The 15,996-nt window shown below is 55.8% G+C and carries 15 protein-coding genes; 9 read left to right on the top strand and 6 right to left on the bottom strand.

Annotated features, from left to right (window positions below; genetic code table 11):
- Positions 1-45: 45 nt before the first annotated feature.
- Entirely contained in the window at positions 46-498 is a 453-nt protein-coding gene (locus tag L1D47_RS02665) for a TerB family tellurite resistance protein (RefSeq protein WP_239882451.1), read from the bottom strand.
- 91 nt (positions 499-589) lie between these two features.
- Complete coding sequence (locus L1D47_RS02660) at positions 590-1,108, bottom strand: DUF2780 domain-containing protein (RefSeq protein WP_239882450.1); 519 nt, start codon at positions 1,106-1,108, stop codon at positions 590-592.
- A gap of 164 nt (positions 1,109-1,272) precedes the next feature.
- On the opposite strand from L1D47_RS02660, the gene L1D47_RS02655 reads away from it, so the two are divergent.
- From L1D47_RS02655 to L1D47_RS02645, 3 genes are all read left to right on the top strand, one after another.
- Complete coding sequence (locus L1D47_RS02655) at positions 1,273-1,986, top strand: hypothetical protein (protein ID WP_041508836.1); 714 nt, start codon at positions 1,273-1,275, stop codon at positions 1,984-1,986.
- Between the two features lie 46 nt (positions 1,987-2,032).
- Positions 2,033-3,451 (top strand): DUF4145 domain-containing protein, encoded by a 1,419-nt coding sequence (locus L1D47_RS02650; protein ID WP_239882449.1) that lies wholly within the window; start codon positions 2,033-2,035, stop codon positions 3,449-3,451.
- A 139-nt stretch (positions 3,452-3,590) separates the two neighbouring features.
- Entirely contained in the window at positions 3,591-4,829 is a 1,239-nt protein-coding gene (locus L1D47_RS02645; RefSeq protein WP_239882448.1) for a hypothetical protein, read from the top strand.
- Here L1D47_RS02645 and L1D47_RS02640 read toward each other — a convergent pair.
- Positions 4,819-5,169, bottom strand: a complete 351-nt coding sequence (locus L1D47_RS02640; RefSeq protein ID WP_041508839.1) for a hypothetical protein — start codon at positions 5,167-5,169, stop codon at positions 4,819-4,821. The two genes, L1D47_RS02645 and L1D47_RS02640, sit on opposite strands and share 11 nt — an antisense overlap.
- A gap of 178 nt (positions 5,170-5,347) precedes the next feature.
- Entirely contained in the window at positions 5,348-6,340 is a 993-nt protein-coding gene (locus tag L1D47_RS02635) for a LysR substrate-binding domain-containing protein (RefSeq protein WP_239882447.1), read from the bottom strand.
- 111 nt (positions 6,341-6,451) lie between these two features.
- On the opposite strand from L1D47_RS02635, the gene L1D47_RS02630 reads away from it, so the two are divergent.
- Positions 6,452-7,654 (top strand): multidrug effflux MFS transporter, encoded by a 1,203-nt coding sequence (locus L1D47_RS02630; RefSeq protein WP_041508841.1) that lies wholly within the window; start codon positions 6,452-6,454, stop codon positions 7,652-7,654.
- A 172-nt stretch (positions 7,655-7,826) separates the two neighbouring features.
- On the top strand, positions 7,827-8,429 hold the full coding sequence (locus L1D47_RS02625; protein WP_239882446.1) for a tRNA-uridine aminocarboxypropyltransferase: 603 nt from the start codon (positions 7,827-7,829) through the stop codon (positions 8,427-8,429).
- A gap of 188 nt (positions 8,430-8,617) precedes the next feature.
- On the opposite strand, the gene L1D47_RS02620 is transcribed toward L1D47_RS02625, so the two are convergent.
- Positions 8,618-10,723, bottom strand: coding sequence for an EAL domain-containing protein (locus tag L1D47_RS02620; RefSeq protein WP_239882445.1), 2,106 nt, complete (start codon positions 10,721-10,723; stop codon positions 8,618-8,620).
- Between the two features lie 222 nt (positions 10,724-10,945).
- Here L1D47_RS02620 and L1D47_RS02615 point away from each other — a divergent pair, with 222 nt between their 5' ends.
- Positions 10,946-11,350, top strand: coding sequence for a hypothetical protein (locus L1D47_RS02615; RefSeq protein ID WP_239882444.1), 405 nt, complete (start codon positions 10,946-10,948; stop codon positions 11,348-11,350).
- Positions 11,351-11,361: 11 nt separating this feature from the next.
- A complete protein-coding gene (locus L1D47_RS02610; protein WP_239882443.1) occupies positions 11,362-12,012 on the top strand; it encodes a class I SAM-dependent methyltransferase in 651 nt (216 codons plus the stop codon).
- Here L1D47_RS02610 and L1D47_RS02605 read toward each other — a convergent pair.
- Positions 12,002-12,712 (bottom strand): flagellar brake domain-containing protein, encoded by a 711-nt coding sequence (locus L1D47_RS02605; protein WP_239882442.1) that lies wholly within the window; start codon positions 12,710-12,712, stop codon positions 12,002-12,004. The two genes, L1D47_RS02610 and L1D47_RS02605, sit on opposite strands and share 11 nt — an antisense overlap.
- A 374-nt stretch (positions 12,713-13,086) precedes the next feature.
- Here L1D47_RS02605 and L1D47_RS02600 point away from each other — a divergent pair, with 374 nt between their 5' ends.
- Positions 13,087-14,418: a pitrilysin family protein gene (locus L1D47_RS02600; RefSeq protein WP_239882441.1), complete on the top strand. Its 1,332-nt coding sequence runs from the start codon at positions 13,087-13,089 to the stop codon at positions 14,416-14,418.
- Positions 14,415-15,863, top strand: a complete 1,449-nt coding sequence (locus tag L1D47_RS02595) for a pitrilysin family protein (protein WP_239882440.1) — start codon at positions 14,415-14,417, stop codon at positions 15,861-15,863. The genes L1D47_RS02600 and L1D47_RS02595 overlap by 4 nt, the downstream gene beginning before the upstream one ends.
- Positions 15,864-15,996 lie beyond the last annotated feature (133 nt).

Here is a 15,996-nt window from a genome sequence, read left to right as displayed (position 1 = left end):
TGGCTTTTAAGGGCCTCGGTCTTTGAATTATAGGTTTGTTAGCCCTTAGCGGGTCTTGTTGATCGCGGCGTTTCTCAGCTGGATCAGCTCGCTGTGCTTGAGGTAGAGGAGTTCGGCGGTGCGGCGGATGATCTGATCTTCATAGCGGCATAGGCTGCCGTCGGCGTAGGCCAGGGTCCACATGGCGAGGATCAGCTGCTGTTTCTGCTCCAGAGAGCACTGGTGGTTGATCTCTTTGGTAAATTCAAACAGTGAGGTCGCGTTGCCCTGCACCTGTTTCGCCTCGGCAATCAGGCTCTGGGCCTCTTGCATGCTCAGTGACAGTGCCGAGGTGAGCAGCTCAGGCAGCAGTGCGGCTTCCTGCTCATCTAGGGTCTGATCGGCGTAGACGACTTCCAGCAGCAGACAGGCAGCGGCCAACTGTAGGTGTTTGGCCTTCTCCTCGGGTGACTCGGCGTGAGTCTGGGCGGTGAGAAACTGTTTCAGCTTGGCGATCATCACGCATACCTTTCAAGACTTAGTTAGGGGTTAGAGTCCCCTAAAAGGCCAGAGTTCATCCTGTGCAGATGAACTCTGCTTCATGGAGTGGTTAGAGCAGGGCGCCAAGTCCCTGCATCAGCAGATCTGTGGTGCCGGCACCGGCGTTGGCATCGAGGTAGCCCTTAACGATATCCACCATAGGTTTTGCCAGCTCTTTGGAGATGCCCAGCTTCTCGAAAGAATCATAGACCTGGGCACCACCCTGCAGCGAGCTGCCAAGATCGCCAGCCTTAGACAATAGGCCCGACATGCCTGAGTCGCTGTCGAGCTGCGGCGCCGCCGACAGCAAGCCGTCGATACCAGGAATCGCCTCTGCGATAGGGCCGAAGCTGTCGCCTCCAAGAGTCGTTTTCGTCAGCGAGAGCAGGCTACCCAGTCCACCTTCGGCCTGAGTCTGGTTGAGGCCAAGCTGAGACATCACAGTGCCGACAAGGTCGTTGTTTTGTGTCTGGGTGGCAACCTGAGGCGCCTCTTCTTTCTTGGTGAGGTCGTCAAACCAGCCGGCCGACGCCGGACTGCCGAGTAGTAAAGAGCCTAAGATAACCGCGCTGATAGTGGATAATTTCATGAATCGCCATCCCATGGTGATAAGTGCTAAATATGCCGCCTATTCTAGCCTAGCCGGGCAATAACTTTGTATCTATTTTTAGACATGTGTTGTGCATTGGCGTTGAAATTTCGGTATCCTGTCGAACTCACAAGTTGGTTTACATATATCTAATGGAAAGTCACATGTCATTATCAGCGATTTTGACCGAAGCTTATAACTTCTTTCGTAACCATATCCGCCAGTTAGCGGCGCTTACCGTGCCTATCTTGTTTCTACAGGTAGGGATTCAGATGTGGTTAGGAATGGAGATCAATAACGCAGATCTGGAGAATCCCCAGTTTGGCGTGCCTCACATGCTCGCCATGATGGTGCTCTTGCTGGTCTTTTCACTGCTTATCGCCGCCCTGACCCTGTTTATGGAGGTGAGATCCCATGGCCATGAGCCTTCTACCGGTATCTTGCTTAAGACGAGTCTGAGTTTCGTTCCGCCGCTGTTGCTGGCCGGTGTCTTCTCTGGTCTGGCGATTCTGGCTCCTGTCATGCTGTTTGCAGCCTTCGGCCCCATCTGGTTGGTGGGACTGGTGATCAGCATCTATATCTTCGCCCGTCTGGCCTATGTGAATTTCATGGTGGTGGTCGAGCGCCTGACGCCGCTGGAAGCGATCAAGGGGAGCTTTAAGTTCAGTGGCCCCATCGCCTTCAAGACCCTATTGGTACTCATGCTATACATCCCGCTGTCGCTTATCGGTGGCACCCTGTCTAGCCTGGCACAGTCTGTGGGCTTCCCCCTAGTCTTGGTGGTCGAGGTGCTGGTGGCCTTCTTTGGTCTGTTCGTTAACGTCGCCCTGTTCCGTCTCTACATGGTGTCGCGTCCCAGCATTGACGAGCAGGTCTGATCCGCGAGAATCCCCCTCTTAATATTACAACCACGGAGTCCTCACCTTGCTCAGCGATATCGAACTGGTTAGCCAATTTTCGCAGGAACTGGGTGAAGACTACCGGGTGGCCAAGAGCTATGTGCGTGACGTGCCGACCCAGGCGCTGCTGCACGTGCGTAGCTTCACCCATAGGCTGACGGACAAACTGGCGGCCTCGCAGCAGCTGGTCTTCGATAGCCCCAACCTCTACGAGCGTATCGAGCTACTCAACCGGCAGCGGGTGATCAATGTGCGTCTGACGCGCGCCCTGCATCGGCTGCGCAGCGATGGTAACCGCGGCGCGCATCCCGAGAAATATCACCTGACCGCCGAGGCGCTCGAGCAGCTGGCCGAGAAGGCGATAGAGCGCCTGGTTAAGCTGGTGGAAGATCTCTATCCCCTGTTATGTGATGGGCCGGCGCCCGATTATCGTTTCGAGCCTTTCGATGCCTTTGCCGGGCGGGATCTCTGCTATCGCGCCGTGATGGAAAACGATCCTCAGGCGCAATATCTGGTGGGCATGTCGCTTAAGACCCGCGCCCTGATGCAAAAAGAGCAGGAACAGGCCCTGCATGATGAGGCAGAGGCACAAGTGACTCTGCTCAGCGAGGCTAACTTCAAACAGGCCGCCCATTGGTTTGCCCTGTCAGCGCCCCATCTGCCCGAGGCGCAGTATGAACATGGTGTGAGCCTGCTGCATGGCTATGCCGGCAAGGCAGAGGTGGCCGCAGGCGAGAGTGCCATCATCGCCGCCGCCAAGGCCGGTGTGGTGAATGCCATGGCGCTGCTGGGGTATTTTTACCTGGTGGGCGGCGAGCAGATCAGCATAGACACTCAACTCGCCTATCGTTATCTGCAGGCGGCGGCCGATCGCGAGCAGTCAGAGGCGATGGCCAACCTGGGCGTGCTCTACTATCAGCAGGCCAACTATGCCCAGGCCTTTCATTATATCTCTAGCGCCGCTCAGGCGGGTTTTCCTCATGCCCAGTACCATCTGGCCTTGATGTTGGCCCGTGGCGAGGGTTGTGAACCCGATGCCTTGGCCAGCGAGCAGTGGATGGCCGAGGCTGCCGAGCAGGGACAACTCGATGCCATGCTGCACTGCGCCCAGCAGATGCTCAATAACGAGAATGCCCTGGGCAACGACTTCTCTCTGGCCGAGCGTTACCTGAGGGAGGCGGTGAAATATGGCCATAGCGTGCCGGCCATGATAGAGCTGAGCATCGCCCTGGCTGACGGCATACTGGGACGCATAGATGTGGTGGGGTCGGCGGCGCTGCTTAAGATGGCGCGCCAGCGTGGTAATGCCCGAGAGCGTGAGGTGATCGCGCCCCTGTGGGAGTCGCTGGCCCTGCAGATCGATAAGGTTATAGGGGTGAGTCAGGACGCCGATGAACTCAAGGCCTTGCAGCGTGCACGGGAACTGCTGGCCGATCCCCAATAATCTCAGCTAAACATTGCATACAATATTCATTTGTGGCTAAATGTGCGACTCTGTTTTCTGCCAGTGTGGAGTCGCCTTGTCACAGCCCCAATCCGAAAGCCAATCCGTTAGCTGTCAATTTTGTCACCAAGATGTTTGCGTGACGCGGTGCATTGAACATAACCACACTCTTAATCAACTGGCGGCGGCTTACGTTAAGCTGGTGCTGGCCATCGGCCATCATGAGCCCCTCTATGTGGACGCCTATTATGGGCCGGCTGAATGGCGGGCAGAGACTCAAGCTCAGGGCTTGTCGCTTGATACTCTGGCAGAGCATAGTGCGGATCTCGTGTCTCGGCTTGAACAGGCGCGTCATGGCTTGCCATGTCAGTCGCTACGGGAGCGCCATCATTTCTTATCTAAGCAACTCGCTTCGGTGGCGGTTTATCTAAAGCGCTCGATGGGGCTGCGCCTCAGTTTCGACGTCGAATCCCAGGCCTTGTATGACACCACAGCGCCCAGGCATAGTCTTAGCGAGTTTCATGAGGCGCTCGTCAGACTAGATAACCTGCTGCCCGGTGAGGGGAGTCTGACTAAGCGGTTTGACGCCTACAGAAGCCGGTTTATCGTACCGGCAGACAAGGTGCCAGAGGTCTTTACCGCGGCGGTTGAGCAGGCGAGGCTGCTGACTAAGCGCCACATCGCCCTGCCTGACGGGGAGCTGTTCAGGGTCGAGTTTGTCAAAGACAAGATCTGGACCGCCTATAACTGGTATCAGGGGGATTACACCAGCCTGATCCAGCTCAATCAGGATCATCCACTGCATCTGGAGCGCGCCCTTGAGCTGGCCAGCCACGAGGGCTATCCGGGGCACCACGTGTTTAATCTGCTGCAGGAGCGTGAACTGGTGAGGGCGCTGGGTTGGTGGGAATACGCCATCTACCCCCTCTATAGCCCCATCTCGTTTCTCTCAGAAGGCAGTGCCAACTTTGGGCTGACGCTGCTGATGTCCCGAGAGGAGAGGCTCTCCTTCGAGCAGCAGGTGCTGATGCCTATGGCGGGCATCGAGGGCGATCTGCTCCATTATCATCAGGTGATGGAAGCCTATAAGGCGCTGGCCAATCTGGATACCCTGGTGTGTAAACAGCTGATCGACGGCGAGATAACGGCCGAGGCGGCGGCGCGATTACTGGTGGATTATGCCCTCTACACGCCAGAGAAGGCGGCCCAGCGGGTACGCTTCTATCTGGCGAATCGTAGCTATGTGATCAACTATCATCACGGCGAGGCAAGCGTCGGGGAGTATGTTACGAGAAAGGCCCGTGACAGTGCACAGGCCTGGAAAGCGTTTGCCGCCCTGTTGGCAAGGCCGCGGGCGGCGAGCGAGATTATTCGTTAGGGTCGTGCTCGAAGGTGCGACCCTGACGTGGGGCTCGGGTTTTGCCAAAGGGCGAGGCGGTCTCAAACGGCCGCGACGAATATCCCTTCTGGTCAAAACCCTGTGTCTGCGCGCCGAAGGCGGCATTCCCCTGCTGGCGGAACTTGGCCAGCTGGCGCTTAAGAAAGACCCGGCCAAACAGGCTCAGGATGATGAAGCTTAAGGCGCCGACAAGAATGACAAAGGGGAGCGCTAGCAAGACCAATGTCATTACCACTAAACCGATCGCGAAGGCCATCCAGCCCTTAGTACCCGAGAACCTATGCTGGAAAGGCGTCTGTTGAAATTGTTGATAAATCATAGTTTCTCCCTAGGGACTCTTTATCTTTCAGGCTTGATCTCTGTTCAATAGTCCCTGCGTTGATGGCTCGATTGTGCACATATTCGCCCCATGAGATCACGTTAAATTCGTTTAATCTTCTTTGTTAACTGTTACCAAATGTCTCGAACAACTTAATGTTAGCCGGAGCAAGGTTAACCTAAGCTGAATCGGATACCGATAATTGGGTTTCGGGCAGGTTAACGGCCTGGGCGACACGTTTACATATGGTCTCACGGATCCATTTGTGCCCCGGTTCGTCGTCGTTGCGCTCGTGCCATAGCAGCACATAGGCTAACGAGTGGAAATCGAAAGGCAGCGGCAACTCCTCCAGCGCATAGAGCTTGCGGGCGTGGGCGGCGAAACTGGAAGGCAAGGTAAAGATAAGATCGCTATGGGCGCATACGCTGGCGGCGCCATAGAAGTCCGGTACCGTGGTACTCAGGTGTCGCCTGTGGCCAGATTTTGCCAGGAAATAGTCCAGCGCCCACCACTCGTTACCCTCGCAGCGCACCTGCACATGGGACATCTCAAGATAGATATCAAGATCCCACTGATGGTTCTTGATGGCCGGTAGCATGGGGTGGCCTTGGCGTACCAGGCAGACCTGATGATCGGTAAACAGGGTCTGATGGGCGATCCCTTCCGGCAGCCTGTCGATGATCAGATCCGACTGGGGGTTGATGTCCCGTCCCGTGATGCCGAAATCTATCTGCCCCTTCTGTAAGGAGGAGAGGGATTTCTCGGTCCACAGATAGGAGTCCAGCCTGAGGTTGGGCGCGTTGTTGAGCAAAGGGCCGATGAAGTAGGGGAGCAGCGTCTCGTAGGCGCTCTCGACCATGGCAAAGGAGAACTGACGCCGACTGCTGGCGGGATTGAAACTCGGTGGCTGAGTCAGCTGGTAGAGCCCCTGCAACATGTCCGGCAGTTGCTGGCCCAGCAGGGCCGCGTGGGCGGTGGGCTTGAGGCCGTGGGCGGTGCGGATAAACAGGGGATCGCCTAAGGTGTCGCGCAGGCGGTTGAGGCTCTTGCTTAGCGCCGATTGACTCAAGTGCAAGCGGCTGGCGGCGCGGGTGACACTACGCTCTTCCAGTAGCACCTGTAACATGACCAAGAGGTTGAGATCGATACGTGCCAGGTTGTCGAGATTCATTAGATATTCCTTACAGGAAATTAGCTTTTGAAATTATACCATTTCTGTTCATAACTTGGCTGGTCTAAAATAAGCATCATTACCCTTACCCCTACATAAAATTAGAGAAATATGCGTCGGAACCTGTTACCCATACTCATGTCTATGGTGGTCTTGAGCCCCCTAGCCATAGATATCTATCTGCCCTCAATGCCCGTGATGGCGGCCGAATTTTCTGTGTCGGCCAGTCAGGTGCAGTCGACGCTGGTGCTGTTTCTGTTTGCCATGGGAGTCGGTCAGGTGCTGATCGGTCCGCTGGCGGATCGCTTCGGGCGTCGCCCCATCGCATTGGGAGGCCTGCTGCTCTATATCGCCAGCAGTTTGTTGGCCGCGGTGGCGATGGACTTTCATTGGCTGCAACTGGCTCGCGTGCTGCAGGGATTAGCGGCTTGCTCGACCTCTATCGTGGTATTCAGTGCCGTCAGAGACTGTTTCACCCCTAAAGAGGGCGCGCGCTACTACAGCTATCTTAACGGTGTGATCTGTGTGATCCCGGCACTGGCACCGACCCTGGGTGGTCTGCTGGCGCTGCAGTTTGGCTGGCGCTCTACCTTCGTGTTTATGACGCTGTACGCCATCATCATCATGATTCTCGTCGGCTATCGCCTGCCCGAGACACGTCCTGCCAACACAGTGACCCAAGGGGGCCTCTATCGTTGGTCGCGTTATAAGCCTGTGCTGATGGATGCGCATTTCATGTTTTATGCCTTCGCCTGTATGGCGGGCATGGCTGCCATTTTGACCTATGTGTCCTATTCGCCTGTATGGCTCATCGAGACTATCGGCGTGTCTGAGTTGACCTTCAGCGGTCTGTTTGGTCTCAATGCTCTGGTGAACATCGGCGCTTGTTTCGCGGCACCCGTGGTGATTCAGAAGCTGGGCAACCGCCCGACCGTGATCCTCGCCCTGACCGCCTTGTTGGTCTCGGCCCTGTTACAACTTGCGATGCAGTGGGCCGGCCCACAGACAGGACTCGCGGCGGCCTTCGGTTTCATGTTGCCCATGATGCTCTTGTGTATCGGCTTCGCCCTGCTGCTTGGTCCTGCGACCAGCATGGCCCTGGCGGGCTTTGGTGAGCGCGCCGGTACTGCAACCGCCATGCTGGGCTTTATTCAGATGAGTGGCGCCTCGATTCTGGCAGGCCTGATCCAGCAGACCGACCTGGCGGCGCCTTATGCCGTGGTGGTGGTCATGGGTGGCCTGGCGAGCCTGCTGCTGGTGGCCATGAACATGAGCCGTCTAGATACCTGGCACCAGGAACGCCATGCCCACTGATAGGCGCAACCTGATCCATTAGCAACACCCTTTTAGCCTGCATTAGTGACCTCAATGCAGGCTTTTTTGTTCCCTTACTCAGGTAAGCGGCCAATTGTCATTCGGCACATGACATACTTATGCCATCAAAGGCGTTACACTAAGGCCAAGCCTGCTAACTAGTGAGGATCTTGTGAGTCGTCCCGTTTGCCCCCAATGCCAATATCCAGTTAATGCCTGCCTGTGCGACAGCATTCGACCACTCTCGACCCGTGTCGAGTTGATTGTGTTGCAACACCCCAGCGAGGTGTCCCATGCCAAGAACAGCGTCAAGCTGATGCAGGCAGTGATGGGAGATAAATTGCGCTTAGTGGTAGGGGAGAGTCCCGAGGATTTTGCCGAACTGAGGGACTACCTAAAGGCGCAGTCCCGGCCGGTGTTTCTGCTCTATCCCAACGAGGAGAGCGAGACGCTAAATAGCTCGGCCAAGTGTCATGACGTGGTGTTGCTGTTACTGGATGGTACCTGGCGCAAGGCTTATAAGTTATTGAAACTTAACCCTTGGTTGAGCGAGTATCCTGCGGTGCATCTCGATCTCGACGCCCCCTCTAAGTACACCATACGCAAGGCAAAGCGTGACGATAGCCTGTCGACCCTGGAGGCGGCGGCGCTGGCCATCGAAATCCTGGAGCCGAGCTGCGACGTGTCGCCACTACACGATGCCTTGGCGGCCCTGGTGCAGCAAAGGTTAGCGGCCATGCCGGCATCTGTGAGGCAGAGATATGAGCCTGAATAGCCCAATGATAAAATTGTGAACCAGCCATGGTTTACCGGAAAAGCCTATGGAGTAGATCACGATAATCTGAGAGAAATTAGGGTCTAATAGCCTGAGTCACTCAACATAGAGTGGTCAGATAGCTGTGTCAGTTTACTGTCCATGCAGGGAGGCAGTATCGCCTTCGAGGCGCTGCCACAGTTATCGGTTCAATGCAGGATGAAGTTGGCCTTGGTAAACTGCTCCGCCGCCGTCGGATAACCATAAAAATAGCCCTGGGCAAATCCTTGTCCCATCCCCGCCAGTATCTGTTTCTGCGCTAGTGTCTCGACACCTTCCACCACAAACTGAATTTTGAGTGCCTGGGCCAGTTGTATCATCGCCTGACAAAGCTCGCGTCCCTGTGGTTCGTTGAGTCGCTCGGCAAAGCCCGCATCTATCTTGAGCGTGTCTATCGGCAGGCTGCCCAGTTTGCTGAGGGAGGAGAGGCCGGCACCGAAGTCGTCGATGGCGATTCGCACCCCCAAGGCCTTAAGGTGAATGAGGGTGGCTTTGACCCGCTTGGGTTGACGTAGCAGGGCTGACTCGGTGATCTCCAGCACCAGGGCCGTGGCAGGCAGGCCACTGGCGATTAGGGCGCGGGTCACCTGCTGGACAAAGTCCGGGTGTTCCAATTGGGTCGCCGAGACATTCACGCAGGCCTGTAGCGGCCTAGCTATCTCATCGCGCCACTTGGCGACCTGCTCGCAGGCGGTGGTAAGCACCCACTGACCTATGTTGATCAGCAGGCCCGTCTCCTCCAGCAGGGGCACGAAGTCGCTGGCCTCGATGATCTCCTCGTCACTCTTGTGCCAGCGCAGCAGCGCCTCAACCCCTAATACCTGGTTGCCATCGAGGTTGACGATCACTTGATAGGCCAGCTGGAACTGATTTAGGTTAAAGGCATGACGCAGGTCGTTGATGGTCTTCAGCTTATACTGGGCATCTCTGTGCATCTGACTGTCGTAGAAGAGCACATGGTTGGGGCTCTTCTTGGCGCAATACATGGCGGTATCGGCAAAGCTGAGCAGCTGTGCGGCCTGATCGCTGTGTTCGGGGAAGAGGGCAATGCCTATGCTGGTGCCCAGAAAGAATTTCTGACTGTTGATCTCGAAGGGGGCGTCGAATATTGCCAGCAGCTGCCGGGAGATCGTCTCAATCTCCGCTCTATCCTGGCAATCGCTCAGCACTAAGGTGAACTCGTCGCCGCCGAGGCGGGCAATACTGGCCTTGTCTATGCAGCTGGCCTCGAGGCGCGCCGCCACCAGTTGCAGCACCTTGTCGCCCGTGGCGTGGCCGAAGCAATCATTCACATTCTTGAAGCCGTTAAGATCCATGAAGATGACGGCGCCAAGCTTGTCACTCTCCTTCTGCGCACTCGCCAGCGCCTGATCCAGTTGCTGCTTGAGCTGATGACGGTTGGGCAGGCCGGTTAGGGTATCGACCATGGCCTGCTCGGTCAGACGCGACTCAAGGCGCTTCTTGGCGCTGATGTCGCTGAACAGGGTGACATAGAAGATCTCACCGTCTATCTGTAGCTTACGGCAGCTCACCCAGGCAGGAAACTGGCTGCCGTCGGAGCGGGTCTTGAGGGTCTCGCCCTGCCAGCTGCCGCGATCTTCCAGGCTCTGCAGGAAGTCGGATTGCCTATTGCTGACCTCACAAAATCCCTGTAGATCCAGCGGGCTCTTGTTAAGCAGTTGGTCGGCGCTATAGCCACAGATGCGACACATCGCCTTGTTGACCGCGATGATCTTGTGCTCGTGGTTGCTGATGTAGACGGCCTCTGCGCTGTCCTCCAGGATGCTGGAAACCAGCTGAGCCGGCAGTCGGTCAAAACCGTTGGACGCTTTTTCACGGTGTTTGGCGCGGCGATCGGCGGGTTCGAAACGTACCAAGATCACCTGACTCTCCTCGAGCCGTGCCGGCAGCATGGTGACCCGGGTGGGAAGCTCGCGCCCCAGCTGGCTCATGTGCAGCCAGTTGACGCTGACGACCTCGCCCTGTTGCACACGTTCGATCAGTTGCTGCGCCACTTCTATGCTGTTGATGCCGTTGGCTTGAATTCGCGGCGAGAAGTCATAGGGGGTGGCGGTGATAAAGCTGTCCCGCTGGGTATCGAAATAATCCAGCGTGCCCTGACTGGCGCCGATGAAGGCGTGTCCCTTGAGTATGGCTAAGCATGCGTACTCGTCCCGGCGCCAACTGTCGAGTTGCCGCTGAATCTCAGGCTGCGCGCTGCTAAGCTGCGTCAGTTTGGTTAACCAAGGGCCCATAGGGTGCTCCATGAGGTGGCTCGCAAATGGGGCAATGAGCAGCGCTTATGGTGCCTTTGCTGGTCTTCTCTTTGCCAATAGGGTTAAAAATACCGCGAATCTAAACGAGACTCAAACCTAAGGATAGGTATTTGCACGGTTTTTCAATCATTTTTATGATCTTTGTTAACAAATCTCTTAACTGAGCCGGATTTGAGGTTTTTCAGTTTTGTGGCGCCGATAGTGATAGAATCTGCCCAGACCCTCATCTGGTTAAGGATAACTGTCATGTTGACCCGCTCAATTTCTTGCATCGTCTTGGTGTTGCTGGCCAGCCTGAGCTTGGCTCTCGCGGCGAAAGAGTATAAGCGCATGAGCCCTAAGGCCGAAGAGGCCAGCAAGATTGCTCGCCAGACGGAGGCGGAGCAGTTGGAGAAGGCCAGAAAGGCGGCCAATGCCACTCAGGCAAGGGAGCAGGCCGTGCTTGAGCGTCAGCAATCGGGCGAGTGGCAGGAGTCGCAGCGAGAAAAGGCTCAGCGTCAGTTTAACGAGCGTGAGAGTCGAGAGTCGAAATACCTTAAAGAGGCGCGCGAAGCCGCCGCCCAAGATCGGAAAATTCCCAAACCCAAACCCAAACCCAAAAGTTAATTGGAAGCCCTGTGAGTCTTTGTCCCCTTTGTCATAGTGAAAACCTGGCGTGCTTTCATCGCGATAAGCACAGAGCATATGAAATCTGTAACCAGTGCCAGTTGGTGAGCGTTTCCGACCAGTACCTCCTAAGCGCCGAAGCCGAGAAGGCGTTTTACGATCATCACCAAAACGACAGTAAGGATCTGGGCTACCGGCGTTTCCTGGGGCGCACCTGGTTACCCCTGCGGGCGCGATTAACCAGTGACCATAGCGGGCTGGACTTTGGCTGTGGCCCTGGGCCGACCATCAGCGTGATGGCGGGCGAGGCGGGAATCGCCATGGACAACTATGATCTCTACTACTTTCCCGACGAGAATCTGCTAGAAAGGCAATATGACTTTATTACCATGACAGAGGTGATAGAGCATGTGGCCGATGCCTCGGCCCTGTTGAAGCGCCTGGACGGCATGTTGAAGCCGGGGGCCTGCCTGGCAATCATGACCAAGCGGGTACTTGGCGAGGCCGCCTTTGCCAACTGGCATTACAAGCAGGATCAGACCCATATCCGTTTCTACAGCACCGCCACCTTCGAGTGGATTGCCAGCCAATTTAACTGGCGGCTAGAGGTGATCGACAAGGATGTGGTCTTCTTTACTAAGCTGGATGCCATTAGCTCTTAGGTTGCTGCATCAGGTGGTTGATGATCACCTTCTGGGCAAAGTCGCTGGGCACTTCTTCCCCTTGGGTTTCGTCTAAGATGAAGCCATATTGATACTGGCTACGTCCCGGCTCGGGCGGCTGAATATTTTTCAATATGATGGGCACGCTGAGCGTCTCGGGTGTCTGTTCAAATTTGACTTCTAAAAGGTAACCCTTGTTCAGGCTGCCCCCCTCTATCTCTTCGCCCATGTAGGCGCCCCCTGTTACCGAGACATCCTGCAGGTAGCCGCTGGAGCAGACATGGCTGGCGTGACCCTCTGCCGTGCGCTCATGTATCGAGGCGGCCAGGTGGACAGGGATGCGGCTGTGTTGTCGCAGGGCCACACTCTGCAACTCCTTGGGATAATTCACCACCAACCAGCGTCCGGCATTGTTGAGCAAAGTCTTGATCTGGCTGCGAAAGGCGAGGATGTTGGCCTCGGGGTCGTCGCTGTTGATCAGGCGCACCACCACCCCTTGTCCCTGGGTGATGTAATCCTGGGCGGCCTGCCAGTATTTGTCTTGTCCTAAGGCGAGGATGATGGCGTTGTCCGGGTCTATGCCGATCAGCCGGGTCTTTAGCCTGATGGGCCTGAGCGGCGTGAGAACTTGCAGCTGGGCCTCGGTATTACAGTTGATGCGGTTCAGATAGGCCAGATCTATCTCTGTGGTGTGTGGCAAGGCGCGTTCCCTCGGCTTAGGTGTGGTCAGGTTTGTGTCTAAGCATGGCATAAAAGCAATAAGTTACAATTCTCTTAATCGATTGTTGCTACAACAGGCTTGATCTCATTTATAATTTCGCCTCTTATACCAATCACAGTAAGTAAGTGATCAGATATAGCCTAAGAAAAACTCTTGAGAACAAGGCAGAATTTTTAGATAAGTAGTTATTCTACAATCAAAAATTATAACGCAGTTGTCGAGTGTTTTAACACGCTAGGACGAGCACTTATTTACTACGATTGGTATTTTGTGCTCGAATCATGAGGGCGTTCGCCTTGGCGGCCCTCGATATAGAGATAAATTCTATCTGCTCACGAATGAGGGAACGACAGATGATGCGAAAGATTATCGCGCTGTGCCTCTCCGTTGGAGGACTCCTCTCCTCCATGGGGGCGCAGGCAACCCAGGTCGAAGACATAAAAAGCTTCACACTCGATAATGGCATGAAGATCATGGTGCTCGAAGATGCCTCCATCCCAAATGCCAACATGTATCTATTTTGGAAGGTGGGATCCCGTAACGAGGTGCCGGGCATCACAGGGATCTCCCACTTCTTCGAACACATGATGTTTAACGGTTCCAAGAAGTATGGTCCTAAGATGTTCGACCGCACCATGGAAGCCGCTGGCGGTGCCAACAACGCCTACACCACAGAGAACCTGACCGTTTACACCGACTGGTTCCCGGCCAACGCGCTGGAGACCATCTTCGATCTCGAAGCCGATCGTATCGCTCATCTGGATATTAATCCTGAGATGGTAGAGAGTGAGCGTGGCGTGGTGGCCTCGGAGCGTACCACAGGCTTGGAAAACTCCAACTGGCGTACCCTGCAGGAAGAGATCAAGGGCGCCGCCTTTCGTGCCCATCCCTACAGCTGGTCTGTCATAGGTCACGAGTCTGATATCGCCGCCTGGACCCAGGACGACTTGGTGCAGTACCACAAGACTTACTATGCGCCCAACAACGCCGTGGTGGTGATCGCCGGTGATGTGAAGCTCAACGAGGTTAAGGCCTTAGCCAACAAGTACTTCGCCCCTATTCCGGCGCAGACACCGCCGCGTGAGGTGAAGACGGTCGAGCCGCTGCAGAAGGGTGAGCGCCGCGTATTCGTGCAGAAGGCTTCGGTCAGCACGCCTAACGTGATGCTGGCCTACCATGTGCCGGCAACCTCGAATCAGGACTACTACGCCCTGGATCTGCTCTCCTCTATCCTGACCACAGGTAACAGCTCGCGCCTCTATCAAGGGCTGGTGGAGAAGCAGGTGGCCATCGAGGTGGAAACCTATATGCCGATGAGCTTCGACCCTAACCTCTTCTATGTGATGGGCGTTGCCAACCCAGGCGTTAACGCTCAGGAGTTGGAAGGCGCCATGATAGGTGAGATCAACCGCATCGCCCGCGAAGGCGTGACCCAGGATGAGCTGGAGAAGGTGAAGAATATCAAGCTGATGAACTTCTACCGCGCCATGGAAACCATTAATGGCAAGGCCAATACCTTAGGGACTTACGAGCTCTATTTCGGCAGCTTTGAAAAGCTATTTAACGCGCCTGAGGCCTATAACAAGGTGACCCCAGAAGATATTCAGCGTGTTGCGCAAACCTACCTACGTCGTGCTAACCGCACGGTTGCAGTATTGGCGGCCACAGAGGAGAGTGACCAATGAAGACCCTATTGACTCAGATTCCACAAGGATTTGCCAAGCTGGGCACGGCAGCCATGGTGGCCGGCGCCTTAGCCCTCTCGGGCTGCGCCGCGACCACAAGCAGCCAGACGGTCGATACCGGCGGCTTCAGCATGCCCGCCTATGAGCAGTACCAACTGGCCAATGGCATGACTGTCTACCTGATGCCACAAACTGAGGTGCCGCTGATCACCGTTAGCGCCGTGGTGCGCGCCGGTGCGGTCAAGGACACCACCTCAGGTGTGGCCAGCATGACCGCCAAGTCGCTGCTGCTGGGGGCTAACGGCAAGAGTAAGTCTGATATCGAGCAGATGGTCGACTTCCTCGGTGCCTCGATTGCCGCCGATGCCGGTAAAGAGGGCAGCTTCATCGACGCCGACTTCATGGCGAAAGACACGGAGAAGATGCTGCCGCTGGTGCGGGATCTGCTGCGCGCGCCGGATTTCGATGGCGGCGAGTTCGATAAGCTGCGTCAGCGTGAGATAGCGGGTCTGGCCCAGGAGAAGGAGAGCCCACGTCAGGTGATCCATCGTTATTTTGACAAGCTGGTGTTTGGCGATCACCCCTATGGCAATCCGGCTTCGGGTAATAGTGACTCACTGGCAGAGCTGACGGTTAACCAGCTGCGCGCCTTCCACAAGAGCTATTATCAGCCGCAAAACGTCGCCATCTCTGTGGTCGGCGATTTCGAGCCAGGCAAGATGAAGGCGAGACTCGACAAGCTGTTTGGCGATTGGCACAACGGTGAGGCGATCGCCAAGCAAGATCTGGCCGAGGGTCAGCCGCCGGTAGACGCCGCCAAGGTGCTTCTGGTCAACAAGGGCGATGCCATCGAGACTACCTTCCTGATTGGTGGCAAGGGCATTAGCCGTAAAAACCCAGACTATGTTGGCCTGCAGGTGGTGAACACCATACTGGGCGGTCGTTTCACCTCATGGCTCAACGACGAGCTGAGGGTGAATGCCGGCTTGACCTATGGTGCCCGTTCGGCCTTTACCCCTTATTCCCAGGGGGGCGTGTTCAAGATCAGCACCTTTACCAAGAGCGACACCACCAAGGAGGCGATCGACCTGGCGCTGAAGACCTATGCGCGTCTGTGGCAGACGGGGATAGATCAGCCGACCCTAGATTCGGCCAAGGCCTATGTGAAGGGGCAGTTCCCGCCTAAGTTCGAGACCAGTGCTCAGCTGGCTGGTCTGCTGTCGAGCATGTACCTCTATGGTTTCGACGACAGCTTCATCAACGACTTCCAGAAGAATGTCGATGGCCTGACTCTGGCAGAGACCCAGCGTCTGGTGCAGAGCTACTTCCCTCAGGATAAGCTGCAATTTGTGCTGATCGGTAACGCCAGCAAGATCGCCGACATCGCCGCCGAATACGGTCAGGTGAAGCAGGTGGAGATCGATGCGGTCGGCTTCGCTCAGTAAACAATAATTCAGACAACAGACAAAGGCTCGTCGGCTCAACCCGGCGAGCCTTTTTTTATTATACCAATCGTAATAAATCATTGATCATTCTAGCTTGTTAAAACGCTCGATAACTGTATTAGTATTTTTAATT

The sequence above is a fragment of the Shewanella sp. Isolate7 genome (genome assembly GCF_022398425.1).
Lineage (GTDB): Bacteria > Pseudomonadota > Gammaproteobacteria > Enterobacterales > Shewanellaceae > Shewanella.
Note: the sequence above shows the minus strand (reverse complement) of the source record. Positions and strands in the feature narration are given on the sequence as shown.